The 12589-nt window shown below is 48.3% G+C and carries 13 protein-coding genes, 2 tRNA genes and 1 rRNA gene; 11 read left to right on the plus strand and 5 right to left on the minus strand.

What is annotated here, in order from left to right:
* A 5S ribosomal RNA gene (rrf, locus tag VJY99_RS11905) occupies positions 1-114 on the plus strand; the annotation flags it as partial.
* Between the two features lie 61 nt (positions 115-175).
* Positions 176-252 (plus strand) — tRNA-Asp (locus VJY99_RS11910).
* A gap of 164 nt (positions 253-416) precedes the next feature.
* Here VJY99_RS11910 and yafC read toward each other — a convergent pair.
* A complete protein-coding gene (gene yafC / locus VJY99_RS11915; protein ID WP_324118677.1) occupies positions 417-1319 on the minus strand; it encodes a DNA-binding transcriptional regulator YafC in 903 nt (300 codons plus the stop codon).
* A 104-nt stretch (positions 1320-1423) separates the two neighbouring features.
* Between yafC and VJY99_RS11920 the strand changes: the two genes are divergently transcribed.
* From VJY99_RS11920 to VJY99_RS11930, 3 genes are all read left to right on the plus strand, one after another.
* Complete coding sequence (locus VJY99_RS11920; protein ID WP_324118679.1) at positions 1424-2599, plus strand: MFS transporter; 1176 nt, start codon at positions 1424-1426, stop codon at positions 2597-2599.
* A gap of 150 nt (positions 2600-2749) precedes the next feature.
* Entirely contained in the window at positions 2750-3544 is a 795-nt protein-coding gene (locus VJY99_RS11925) for an endonuclease/exonuclease/phosphatase family protein (protein ID WP_324118701.1), read from the plus strand.
* An 81-nt stretch (positions 3545-3625) separates the two neighbouring features.
* Positions 3626-4393 carry a class I SAM-dependent methyltransferase gene (locus VJY99_RS11930; RefSeq protein WP_324118681.1) on the plus strand — a complete coding sequence of 256 codons (768 nt, stop codon included), beginning with the start codon at positions 3626-3628 and terminating at the stop codon, positions 4391-4393.
* Positions 4394-4444: 51 nt separating this feature from the next.
* On the opposite strand, the gene mltD is transcribed toward VJY99_RS11930, so the two are convergent.
* Positions 4445-5803, minus strand: coding sequence for a murein transglycosylase D (gene mltD / locus VJY99_RS11935; RefSeq protein ID WP_324118683.1), 1359 nt, complete (start codon positions 5801-5803; stop codon positions 4445-4447).
* Positions 5804-5873: 70 nt separating this feature from the next.
* Entirely contained in the window at positions 5874-6629 is a 756-nt protein-coding gene (gloB, locus tag VJY99_RS11940; protein ID WP_324118685.1) for a hydroxyacylglutathione hydrolase, read from the minus strand.
* A gap of 36 nt (positions 6630-6665) precedes the next feature.
* Between gloB and VJY99_RS11945 the strand changes: the two genes are divergently transcribed.
* Positions 6666-7433 carry a class I SAM-dependent methyltransferase gene (locus VJY99_RS11945; protein ID WP_324118687.1) on the plus strand — a complete coding sequence of 256 codons (768 nt, stop codon included), beginning with the start codon at positions 6666-6668 and terminating at the stop codon, positions 7431-7433.
* Here VJY99_RS11945 and rnhA read toward each other — a convergent pair.
* Complete coding sequence (rnhA, locus tag VJY99_RS11950) at positions 7381-7956, minus strand: ribonuclease HI (RefSeq protein ID WP_324118689.1); 576 nt, start codon at positions 7954-7956, stop codon at positions 7381-7383. The two genes, VJY99_RS11945 and rnhA, sit on opposite strands and share 53 nt — an antisense overlap.
* Here rnhA and dnaQ point away from each other — a divergent pair.
* A complete protein-coding gene (gene dnaQ, locus VJY99_RS11955) occupies positions 7910-8641 on the plus strand; it encodes a DNA polymerase III subunit epsilon (RefSeq protein WP_324118691.1) in 732 nt (243 codons plus the stop codon). The two genes, rnhA and dnaQ, sit on opposite strands and share 47 nt — an antisense overlap.
* 134 nt (positions 8642-8775) lie before the next feature.
* Positions 8776-8852 (plus strand) — tRNA-Asp (locus VJY99_RS11960).
* A 51-nt stretch (positions 8853-8903) separates the two neighbouring features.
* Here the strand turns inward: VJY99_RS11960 and VJY99_RS11965 are convergent.
* The gene (locus VJY99_RS11965) at positions 8904-10397 is read right to left on the minus strand and encodes an NCS1 family nucleobase:cation symporter-1 (RefSeq protein ID WP_324118693.1); all 1494 of its coding nucleotides are present in this window, start codon (positions 10395-10397) and stop codon (positions 8904-8906) included.
* 145 nt (positions 10398-10542) lie between these two features.
* Here VJY99_RS11965 and VJY99_RS11970 point away from each other — a divergent pair, with 145 nt between their 5' ends.
* The 3 genes from VJY99_RS11970 to VJY99_RS11980 form a co-directional block, all read left to right on the plus strand.
* Positions 10543-11256: a GntR family transcriptional regulator gene (locus VJY99_RS11970; protein ID WP_324118695.1), complete on the plus strand. Its 714-nt coding sequence runs from the start codon at positions 10543-10545 to the stop codon at positions 11254-11256.
* 3 nt (positions 11257-11259) lie between these two features.
* Positions 11260-11997, plus strand: coding sequence for an allantoin racemase (gene hpxA / locus VJY99_RS11975; RefSeq protein ID WP_324118697.1), 738 nt, complete (start codon positions 11260-11262; stop codon positions 11995-11997).
* A gap of 32 nt (positions 11998-12029) precedes the next feature.
* A partial coding sequence (locus VJY99_RS11980) for a polysaccharide deacetylase family protein (RefSeq protein WP_324118699.1) occupies positions 12030-12589 on the plus strand: 560 nt, incomplete at its 3' end.

Consider the following 12589-nt stretch of genomic DNA (forward strand, 5'->3'; position numbering starts at 1 on the left):
TGGCGGCACTAGCGCGGTGGTCCCACCTGACCCCATGCCGAACTCAGAAGTGAAACGCCGTAGCGCCGATGGTAGTGTGGGGTCTCCCCATGCGAGAGTAGGGAACTGCCAGGCTCCAAATTCAAAGCAGTAAAAGCCAGAAGTGTGACATCTGGTGGTAGTAAAGAAATTCGGTGGAGCGGTAGTTCAGTCGGTTAGAATACCTGCCTGTCACGCAGGGGGTCGCGGGTTCGAGTCCCGTCCGTTCCGCCACTTATTAAGCCCTGAGTCTTTTAGACTCAGGGCTTTTTTCTTGTCTAAAATTCACAAAGTATTTATCTATTGTTTTGACAAGGCAATAAAGTTGGTTACGTAGTCATTCCTTTGTCAACCACGCACGAGATTTACAAAGTAATTTACAAGCGCAGGCTTATTTATTACAGCTTCTTCGTGGGCTGTTGAACATGGTTACTTAGAAAATCAATAAACGCTCGAATACGACTACTGACGGCCCGGTCACTGTAATACACCGCACTAAAGGGCATTTCAACTGGCAGCAGTTTATCTACCAGTAGTTCGACGAATTTTCCTTCAGCTATTTCTTTATTAATCATATAGTCAGAAAGGCAGGCTATACCATTTCCCGTCAGGCATAGTTGTTTAAGCGTTTCACCACTATTTGAGGTTATTCCCGCAGTTATGTCATAACTCAGCCCATCTGCCTGTGCGACTGGCCATTTATTCAAACTCTCAGTCTCAGAGAAACCTAGGCAAATATGATCCTGAAGGTCCTCGGCACATTGCGGTATACCATGCTGGGATAAATATTCCGGAGACGCGATAATTTTTCGACGGCTAGTAAAAAGAGGTCTGGCTCGCAGAGTTGAATCAGTCAAAATACCCACACGGATCGCAACATCCACTTTGCGCTCAATCAGGTTTATGAATGTTTCTGATGAGATGAGCGAAAGCGTCACATCCGGGTAACGTTCACGGAATGGTTTAATCATCGGTATTAAAAGATGCAGCATTACAGGTGTAGCAGCATCGATACGCAGCAAACCACGTGGGCTTTGCCTGGTTTCCATTAACTCATTTTCAGCGGCGGCCATTTCTTGCAAGATCTGCTGTACACGACGGAAATAGCGCTCACCTTCCTCTGTTAGGCTCAACTGACGCGTTGTACGATTAAGCAATGTCACACCCAATTTCATCTCTAATTTCTTTACCGAGCGACTTACAGCTGAATTTGCCAGTTCAAGTTGCACTGCCGCACGACTGAAACTCCCACTTTCCACAACAGCGACAAAAATTGCCAGTTCTTCAGAGGTGGCTTTCATTATTGCTCCTGAGACAAAATTGTATTGAGATTTTGCATATTTTTGTTATTTAACCACCTTGCCATACTGCGTGTCATCAAAAGACATCCACTATGGAGTTAATCATGCCACTGGCACTATGGGCACTGACAATCAGTGCATTTGCAATCGGGACTACCGAATTTGTTATTGTTGGATTGGTACCAACAATATCAGAGCAACTTTCAATTTCGCTGCCCTCTGCCGGGCTGCTAGTTTCAATTTACGCACTGGGTGTTGCCGTTGGTGCTCCTGTATTGACTGCGCTGACAGGAAAACTCCCACGTAAACAGCTGCTAATTGGCCTAATGGCACTCTTCACCGCCGGTAACTTGTTAGCCTGGCTATCCCCAAACTATGAAACATTGGTTGTTGCCCGTCTGCTGACTGGTCTTGCGCACGGTGTGTTCTTTTCTATTGGTTCCACTATTGCAACAAGCCTAGTCCCCAAAGAAAAAGCGGCATCGGCCATCGCGATTATGTTTGGTGGCTTAACCGTTGCGTTGGTGACAGGAGTTCCAATTGGGACGTTTATCGGCCAGCATTTTGGCTGGCGTGAAACCTTCCTTGCGGTATCCGCTCTCGGCGCTATTGCATTAATCAGCAGTACAGTTCTGATTCCTAAAGATATTCCGATGCGAGCAGTCGCTAGCCTGAAAGATCAATTGAAAGTGATGACCCATCCCCGCCTACTGATCATTTATGCGATCACTGCGCTGGGTTATGGTGGTGTGTTTACCGCCTTCACCTTTCTGGCTCCGATGATGCAAGACCTTGCGGGTTATTCGCCGGCGGCAGTCAGTTGGATTTTATTGGGCTACGGCGTTTCTGTTGCGATTGGTAATATTTGGGGAGGCAAACTTGCAGACCGTCATGGGGCCGTACCTGCGTTAAAGTTCATTTTTGCGGCACTAACCGTATTGCTTCTCGTGTTTCAGTTCACAGCAAGCTCGCATATTGGGGCGTTAGTTACTGTGTTAATCATGGGGATTTTTGCCTTCGGGAATGTGCCGGGTTTACAGGTGTACGTGGTGCAGAAAGCAGAGGAATATACTCCAAATGCGGTAGATGTTGCCTCTGGACTAAATATCGCCGCATTTAATGTTGGGATAGCATTAGGATCGATTATTGGCGGCCAAACAGTGCAACGCTTTGGTTTGGCGCAAACGCCATGGATTGGGGCAGTTATTGTTGCCGGTGCATTGCTCCTGATTTACTTAAGTGGTCGTCTTGATACACGTTGTGAAGTTGCAATTAACTAATCGACGCGAGCAAGGCTGTTAGCAAATACTTACGGTCTTGTTCATCAATGGTTTGAATTGGTCGTTGAAACTCGACACTAAAGCCCCTATAACTGAGTGACAGCCTTCGATTTGGAGGCTTCTTTGGTTACAGAGGTCATTAGTAAAAACGTGCGCAAAAATACTTATGCCATGAGATATGTTGCCGGCCAGCCAGCAGAACGTATTCTGCCTCCTGGCTCCTTTGCAACTATCGGTCAGGCATTGCCGCCAGGAGAACCTCTGCCAAGCGAGGGGTCCTTAAAAGTATTGGTATGGAATATCTTCAAGCAGCAGCGAGCTGAATGGCTTTCGGTGCTGCAAAACTTCGGTAAAGATGCCCATCTGGTTTTATTGCAAGAGGCGCAAACCACCCCTGAACTAGTGAACTTTGCCACCAGTAATTATTTGGCCGCAGATCAGGTTCCGGCATTTGTATTGCCTCAGCACCCTTCAGGTGTCATGACGTTGTCTGCGGCGCATCCGGTGTATTGCTGCCCATTACGCGAACGTGAGCCGATTTTACGCCTGTCAAAATCTGCTTTAGTGACTGTGTATCCATTGCCTGATGGTCGCCTGCTGATGGTCGTTAATATTCATGCTGTGAATTTCAGTCTCGGTGTGGATGTTTACAGCAAACAACTCGGGCCAATCGGCGACCAAATTGGTCATCATAACGGGCCGATTATCATGGCAGGTGATTTTAATGCCTGGAGTCGCCCACGCATGAATGCACTTTATCGCTTCGCCCGTGATATGACTCTACGAGAAGTACGCTTTACAGATGACCATCGTCGCCGTGCCTTTGGCCGCCCACTCGATTTTGTGTTTTATCGTGGTTTAACCGTCACAGAAGCTTCAGTTCTGGTCACTCGCGCGTCCGATCACAATCCTCTACTAGTCGAATTCCATCCCGGCAAACCTTAGCAGAAGTAAGGCTGGTTAGGGTCTGCCACTGGGCAGACCTCGCTGCTGCCCTTACTTATAATCAACTGCCAGGACATTTCAATGACAACACAATCTCACCATGACAAAGTCGGCCAACAATTTGGCTCACAAGCAAGTGCCTATCTGACCAGCGCTGTGCATGCTTCTGGTCGCGATTTGGAGCGGCTCAGCACACGCCTGGCAGATTTTCCACATGCCCGGTTACTCGACATGGGATGCGGAGCAGGGCACGCGAGCTTCATTGCTGCTGCGCAGGTTAAGGAGGTCGTTGCTTATGATCTCTCGGATCACATGTTGGTGGTGGTGAATGAGGCGACTAAAAGTCGTGGACTCAATAATGTCGTAACTCAGCAGGGTTATGCGGAAGTCTTGCCTTTCGATGATTGCTCATTTGATGTTGTCATTAGCCGTTATTCAGCTCACCACTGGCATGATGTCGGTAAAGCGTTGCGTGAAGTAAAACGTGTATTGAAACCCAGTGGGGTCGTTATCTTTATGGACGTGATGTCCCCTGGCCATCCAGTGTTGGATATCTGGCTGCAGACAGTTGAAGCGTTACGCGATACTTCTCATGTGCGTAATTATTCCAGTGGTGAATGGTTGAGCCTGTTTAATGATGCAGGCCTGAGCTCGCAAAACTTGTTATGCGACCGTTTGCATCTTGAGTTCTCAAGTTGGATTGCACGGATGCGAACACCTACAACTCTGGCTGATGCTATTCGTATGTATCAGCAAAGTGCGTCAGATGAAGTGCAACGCTACTTTGAATTGCAGACTGATGGCTCGTTCACCAGCGACATCATCATGCTTGAAGCCAAGCGAGTGTAAGCCAAAAACAAAAAAGGCACCTAAAAAGGTGCCTTTTCCTATGATTAACAATCAAGTATCAGGTGTAGAGTTATTACCAACGAACAGCGTTAGCTGATCGCCAGGCTTCAGATCGTCAGTATCATCGTTCCAGCGCAGAACATCTTTGATGTTCACACCGTGACGTTTCGCAATACTCGACAATGAGTCACCCCTACGAACCTTATAGGTGATGCTATCGTTTTTAGCTAAACGCTCATCGCCTTTTTTGACGCTAAGCGTTTGGCCTACTTTAATATTCGCGCCACGAATGCCATTCCAGCTCTGCAAATCTTTAGTGCTAACACCTAAGCGAGTCGCAATGCTCGATAAGGTATCACCTGAACGAACACGATAAGATTTGTTGCCACCTGCGTTAGCGCTGTTAGTAGCAACTAATGTAGGCTGTACAGCTGCAATTTCACCAGCAGCCAAAGAGGCTTTAAGCTGGTCAGCATGTTTTTTAGGTACCATTACATAACGCTGATTTTTGCCTACCGTCGAGGTTTTAACCCCTGCGTTGAACGTTTTCAGCGTACTTAACGATATCCCGGCCATTTCGGCGACCTGCGTAAGTTCGACCGGATCACTAACTTCTACACGTGCTAACGCACGGCTTTCGTCGGTAGTCGGTAGACGTACACCGTACTTTTGGCTGTTTTTGAGAATATCACTCAAAGCCAGCATTTTTGGTACATAAATCTTGGTTTCCCGTGGCAGTGAAAGCGACCAAAAATCCGTGGGCAAGCCACGTGCTTTATTCGCTTTCATTGCCTTCAGTACACGACCTTCGCCGCTGTTGTACGCCGCCACGGTTAACAACCAGTCGCCGTCAAACATCTTGTTTAGACGCTGCATCATATCAAGTGCGGCAGTGGTTGAAGCCACTACATCACGACGTGCATCGTATGCTTTGGTCTGTTTTAAACCATAATTACGACCCGTGCTCGGTACAATCTGCCAGATGCCAGCGGCATTCGCAGATGATGTAGCGTGGGGGTCAAAAGCGCTCTCCACTATGGGTAGCAGTACTAGTTCCATTGGCATGTTGCGTTTCTTAACTTGCCCGGCAATCCAGTACATATACGGCTCTGCCCGTAATGTTACATCGTGGAGATAGCTCTTATTCTTAAGGTACTTCTGTTTCTGTTCGCGGATCCGGGTATTCTCCGGTATCCCCATCTTTAGCTCGTCGCCAATGAAGTTCCACAAGTTTTGGTTATCTGCGAGGTATGTCCCATCGTCCATCCATCGCGTACTCGTGTACTTTCCTGCTTCACCTTGACCAGCTGCAGACAGACTCTGTGCGTGCTGTTGGATGTTGCCGTCATTTCTTGACGCCTGGCACCCCACAAGCAAAACAGTGGCGAGTAATATCGCTTTTGCTTTCATGTGTGTGTCAATCGTTGCTTAAAAGACGAGCAAGAATACCTTCCACATTCCAACAACACAACCAGAAAATTTAGAATGCGTCTTTCTTTGCCCGTAACCACGCGAATATTTGCTGTGGTTGTTGCAAGCTTGTTTCTTTGTTAATTTTTTCTTTTAAATCAACGTCATTTGTTCTTAAAAATAAATTTATTTTGCGCTCAATTGCCAAAGAACTGGGTAAGGTTGAGTGGTTTTTTGCACGTAACTCCTTAACTTTTCGACAATATCGGTTTAATTCTTCATCGTCAGATAAGATAGATAAGGAAAACTTCATGTTTGATAGAGTGTATTCATGTGCGCAACAAATTAAAGTATCTGCGGGTAGTTTGTTAAGCTTTTGAAAAGAATCATACATATTCTCAGCGGTACCTTCAAAAAGTCTGCCGCACCCTCCAGAGAACATCGTGTCGCCGCAAAAAAGATAAGGTTTACTATAGAAACAGATATGTCCTAAAGTGTGACCGGGTGTGGCAATAACGCTAAATTCATACTTCAAAATATTGACCTTATCCCCGTCTCTGACTACCCGGTTCGTTCCCTTATCTTGTGTCTCTTCTGGCCCGTATACCACAAGGCCTGGGAACTTTTTGAGAAGTTCTTTTACACCACCAACATGGTCGTTGTGATGGTGGGTCAGCAAAATAGCTTCTGGCTGCCAATGATTATCTTCAATCGTTTTTAGCACCGGTTGAGCGTCACCCGGGTCCACAATGATGCATTTACCGTGCTCATCATTCAGAACCCAGATGTAGTTATCCTGGAACGCGGAAATACTGTTAAGATTCATAATTCAACCTCTTTGAATTGTGCTAAGAAGGTAGTGATGAAACCGGCAAGGATACCTGAAAATTTCACTTCACCGCATCATTGGGGAGAACTGCCTTGGGGCGAGTACTATCGTGAGGCGTTGGAAACCCAACTCCAGCCCTGGCTTGCCAAAATGTTCGGTTTCCATCTATTGAAGATAGGTAACCTAAGCGCTGAAATTAACACTGAAGCGTGTGCCATTTCACACCAGGTTAGTGTCGCTCTACAAGGCGATAGGCTCCAGGTGAATGCCGATCCACTTCATTTACCCTTTGCCGCGAAGTCTGTGGATGCATGTATGTTGGCTCATACATTGCCATGGTGCCAGGATCCTCACCGATTACTGCGTGAAGCCGACCGGGTATTGATTGATGACGGATGGCTAATTCTAAGCAGCTTCAACCCGATGAGTTTGTTAGGTTTAGGTAAAACAGTGCCATTTATACGCAAACGCGCACCCTATCATTGCCGAATGTTTACGCCGATGAGGATGTTCGATTGGCTGGCATTGTTGAATTTTGAAGTTATGCACCAACGCAGTTTCCAGGTTTTACCCTGGAGTAAACAAGGTGGAAAAATGTTGAGTACTCACCTGCCTGCACTGGGTTGCATGCACGTCATTGTGGCGCGTAAGAGGACATTGCCACTTACGCTTAATCCAATGAAAAGCCGAACAGCGAAAACGCAAATCCGTTCGGCAGTTGGCGCTACCAGACAGTTTAAGGAAACGACTAAGGTTTCGTCGCCTCTGGTTGATAACCAACATCCTCAAGAGATGGATTAGTCGCGGCTTCACGCGCAAGTTCATCACAGCGTTCGTTTTCAGGGTGACCGGCATGGCCTTTCACCCATTCCCAACTGATTTTGTGCTCGCTCAGCGCGACGTCCAGTCGTTTCCATAAATCGACATTTTTCACGGGTTTCTTGTCGGCAGTTTTCCACCCACGTTTTTTCCAGTTATGAATCCATTGGGTAATTCCCTGGCGAACATATTGACTGTCAGTACTGAGCACAATGTCACAAGGTTCAATTAACGCCTCAAGTGCTACAATAGCCGCCATCATTTCCATGCGATTATTCGTTGTTAAACGATAGCCGACGCTAAAAATTTTTTCGTGTTGTTTGTACCGTAGAATGGCACCGTACCCACCAGGGCCCGGGTTACCGAGGCAAGAGCCATCGGTGAAAATTTCTACCTGTTTACGCATCTCTGGTAGACTTCCTGTGAATAAAAAACCAAGTCTGACATAAACGAGCGCCATGAGCACAGCAATTACACGACAGATCGTACTCGATACTGAAACCACCGGTATGAACCAAATCGGTGCTCACTACGAAGGGCATCGCATTATCGAAATCGGTGCGGTTGAAGTGATTAACCGTCGACTGACGGGCAACAATTTCCATGTCTATTTAAAGCCGGACCGGCTGGTGGACCCGGAAGCATTTGGCGTGCATGGAATCGCAGACGAATTTCTGGCGGATAAACCCACTTTCGACCAGGTCGCTGATTCGTTTATGGATTACATTCGCGGTGCAGAACTGGTCATCCATAATGCATCGTTTGATATCGGGTTTATGGACTATGAGTTCAGTAAGCTCAAGCGCGATATCCCAAAAACCAATACTTTCTGCAAAATCACGGACAGCCTTGCACTCGCGCGTAAGATGTTCCCGGGCAAGCGAAACAGTCTCGATGCTCTTTGCTCACGCTACGAAATAGACAACAGTAAACGAACACTGCACGGCGCATTGCTCGATGCCCAAATCCTGTCCGATGTCTATTTGATGATGACAGGCGGGCAAACTTCGCTGAAGTTTGCCATGGAAGGAGACGTTCAACAGCGTAGTGGAGACAACGGTATTCAGCGTGTTGTACGCCAGAGTTCGGGTGTACGTATCATTCGGGCCACTGATGCCGAGCTGGAAGCGCATGAGTCGCGACTTGATCTGGTGGAAAAGAAGGGCGGAAGTTGTCTGTGGCGTATATAAAAACAGCGCGAATGGATTAAAAATCACCGTTTGGGTGAAAATAGCGGCAAGCGATTAGATTTATAAGAAAAAACGTTGACGGTCATGAGCGCAATACGTAATATCTGCCTCGTTCCCGACGGGGAACAAAACGCGGAGCGGTAGTTCAGTCGGTTAGAATACCTGCCTGTCACGCAGGGGGTCGCGGGTTCGAGTCCCGTCCGTTCCGCCACAATCAGAAAGCCTGAATCAGAAATGATTCAGGCTTTCGTCGTTTTAAAGCTTAATCTTTCGAAACGACAACCTGTCCGGTATATCCCGCCACGTCACTGACTTTTTCAGCACGAGCCAGCCAGCGGTAACAACCTGCGCTCAGAAATGCACCGATAAACCAGCTAAAGTTTGCCACTTCATGCAATGATGGGATAAAGCTGATTGTCAGACCAACCGCGACGGACGGCACCAGCGCCAGAATCGCTTTCGGATTGAACCCACCTTTGTACCAATAGCGACCCTTTGAAGTGTCATCAAACAGATCGTCGACATAAATTTTGCTGCGCTTAATGATGTAGAAATCGGTCAGCAGGATACCGAACAGTGGCCCAATGAACGATCCCAGGACATCCAGCGTGTAGTGAATCAGTTCGGGAGACTGGAACAAGTTCCACGGTGTCAGCAGCACAGAACCTACAGCGGCAATCATGCCGCCGGTACGGAAGCTGATTTTCTGCGGAGAACAGTTAGAAAAGTCGAATGCAGGTGAAACGAAATTTGCCACGATATTAATACCGATCGTGGCGGTAATCATGGTCAGCAAACCAATCGCCATCGCAAGGCTATTACCCACGTGGCTTACGGTTTCAATCGGGTCGGTAATCATTTTGCCAAACAGCGATTGAGTGCCGGAAACAATCACCACAGTAACAATGGAGAACAGCAAGAAGTTGAACGGCAGCCCCCAGCGGTTACCACGACGGATTTCTTGCATACTTTTGCCGTAGCGTGAGAAGTCACCGAAGTTCAACAGCGGGCCGGAGAAGTAAGAAACGACCAGTGCGATTGCAGTAAGCATCTGCCACGCTTGTTCGCCGGAAGTGAGGTGTTTACTAGCAAGCGTAAACGAAATACCGTCAAATCCGGTCTGATACAAAATCCAACCTGCCAGAGCCATCATGACGATGTAAACCGCCGGACCGGCGATATCAATGAATCGTTTAATGGCATTCATGCCATGCCAGAACACCGCCGCCTGTAATGCCCACATAATGCCGAAGCAAACCCAACCGAGGTGGGAAAGCCCCAGGAAGTGCCCCGTAGTCATTGGGGCAAGGGATGGCACGAATTTGAGTAATACCAACATTAAAGCGTTCGCGGCTAAATAGGTTTGTATACCGTACCAGGCGAAAGCTATCAGCCCGCGGATCACGGCAGGTATATTCGCGCCGAACACTCCAAATGCCTGGCGGCAAATAACCGCATAGGGCACACCCGCCATCTGGCTTGGTTTTGCAACCAGGTTCGCACACAACTGCACAATACAGATCCCAACCAACAGGCAAAGTAACACCTGCCAACTCGCCAACCCTAATGTGAAGAAGCTAGCTGCAACAACATAGCCCCCCATGCTGTGTACATCGGACATCCAGAAAGAGAAAATATTGTACCAGGACCATGTCTGGTTGCGCGTTGGCGCCAGATCATCATTACACAGGCGCAGGCTGTATCCAGCGTTGGCGCTATCGTTCATGGCAGTCGTGTTGTGTTCAATGTTTGGCATGATATCTGCTCCTATTAAAAACAGATGCTGACGGATTGTCTGTAAGCGTAATTGCAGGAAACAGGCCAGGTTTGTATTAATCGTGTACATAATGAATTAATATTGTATACAAGATGTGCGAGTGAGGCGGCAGCAGGAGCAAGTAATGAAGCATGATTTCAGGGCGCAGGCCCCGGCAGAACTACAGGATAAAGAAGAATTTATTTGGCAATCGCTGATGAATGCGATTGTGGAACATCAATTACCACCGGGAAGTAAATTGCCCGAAGAAGCGTTAGCGGAAGTGTTCGGCGTGAGTCGTACGGGAATCAGAAAAGTGCTGACACGTCTTGCGACAGTGCAAATGATCACCATGGCGCCCAAACGTGGTGCATTTGTTGCCACACCGAGTGTAGAAGAGTCGAAGTCTATCTTTCAGACGCGCTCAATGATCGAGTGCGCAAATTTGGTGAACGTATTGGATCATCTTCAACCCCCGCATTTGGTCGCGCTGGAAAAGTTGATAAGACAAGAAGATGAAGCACATCACATTGGTGATGGCGCAGCCGCCATACGTTTATCAGCCGCATTCCATATCCAGTTGCAGGCTATTTCGGGTAACCAGGTTTTAACTGAAATGGTAACCGGATTAACACAGCGATCTTCTTTAGTTATTGCTACATGGGGAGCGCCATGGCAGCGCGGCTGCCGTTGTGTTGACCACGACAACCTATTGGAACTGCTGCGTAAAAAAGACCTCGCGCCACTGACTCATGCGATGCAGCATCACTTTGAACATATCGTTTCCAGCCTGCATTTTGAACGCAGCGGTGAGATGGTTCCTGACTTTGCCCGCCTTTTTGGTACGCAAGGAGACTAACGCATGGCACAGCATTTAATCCAGGTGATCAACCCGAATACGAACGTAGCGATGACGCACACCATCGCCGAAGCGGCACGCAGCGTGGCCGCGCCTACAAGTGAAATTATCGCGGTTTGCCCAACACAGGGCGTGGAGTCTATAGAAGGACATTTTGATGAGGCGATTGCTGCCGTCGGTGTTCTTGAGCAGATCAAGCGCGGTAAAGAGCAGGGTGTTAGCGGCCATGTCATCGCCTGTTTCGGTGATCCGGGTTTATTGGCGGCACGTGAACTTGCCAGCGGGCCGGTTATCGGCATCGCAGAAGCGGCGATGCATGTTGCCACGCTCGTTGCTACTCGATTTTCTATTGTTACCACTCTGCCGCGAACTGTGATTATTGCGCGTCATTTGCTGCGCCAGTATGGATTCGAACATCACTGTGCCGCCCTCCATGCGATCGATTTACCTGTGCTGGCTTTAGAAGATGGCACGGGTCTTGCTCAGATGAAGGTACGCGAGCGTTGTATACAAGCTATGAAAGAAGATAACAGCGGAGCGATCGTGCTGGGTTGTGGAGGAATGGCCAATCTGGCACGGGAGCTGACGAGTGAACTGGGTATTCCCGTCATTGATGGCGTCACTGCCGCGGTGAAGATGGTGGAGTCCCTCATCGCTCTTAGACTGGGAACCAGTAAACACGGTGACCTCGCGTATCCGAATACAAAGCCGTTATCAGGCTGTTTTGACATGCTGAGTTGATGTTCCTGGCTCGGCTCATAAGGAACCGAACCATGACTGAAGTATCGAAAAAGAAAATCTATCACTTTACCGAGAATTACCCGCGTGACATGAAAGGTTACGCCGGTAATCCGCCACACGCCCAGTGGCCGAATAACTCCCGAGTTGCCGTGCAATTTGTCCTCAACTTCGAAGAGGGCGGTGAGAATCACGTTCTGCATGGTGATGCCGGTTCTGAACAATTCCTCTCAGATATCATCGGTGCTGCGAGTTTCCCTGATCGTCATATGTCGATGGATTCACTCTATGAATATGGTTCGCGCGCCGGGTTCTGGCGCATCCACAATGAGTTTCAAAAGCGCGGCCTGACCATGAGTATTTTCGGGGTCGCAATGGCTTTGGCGCGCAACCCTGAAATCGTGGCAGCGATAAAAGCGGCGGATTATGACGTTGTGAGCCACGGCTGGCGCTGGATCCACTATCAGAATCTGGATGAAGCAACAGAACGCCAGCATATGCACCAGGCTACCGAGATTCTGGAAGATTTGTTCGGCAGCAAACCACTTGGCTGGTATACAGGCCGCGATAGCCCGAACACCCGTCGGCTGGTGGT

It is taken from the genome of Buttiauxella sp. (assembly GCF_035271705.1).
Taxonomy (GTDB): Bacteria; Pseudomonadota; Gammaproteobacteria; order Enterobacterales; family Enterobacteriaceae; genus Buttiauxella.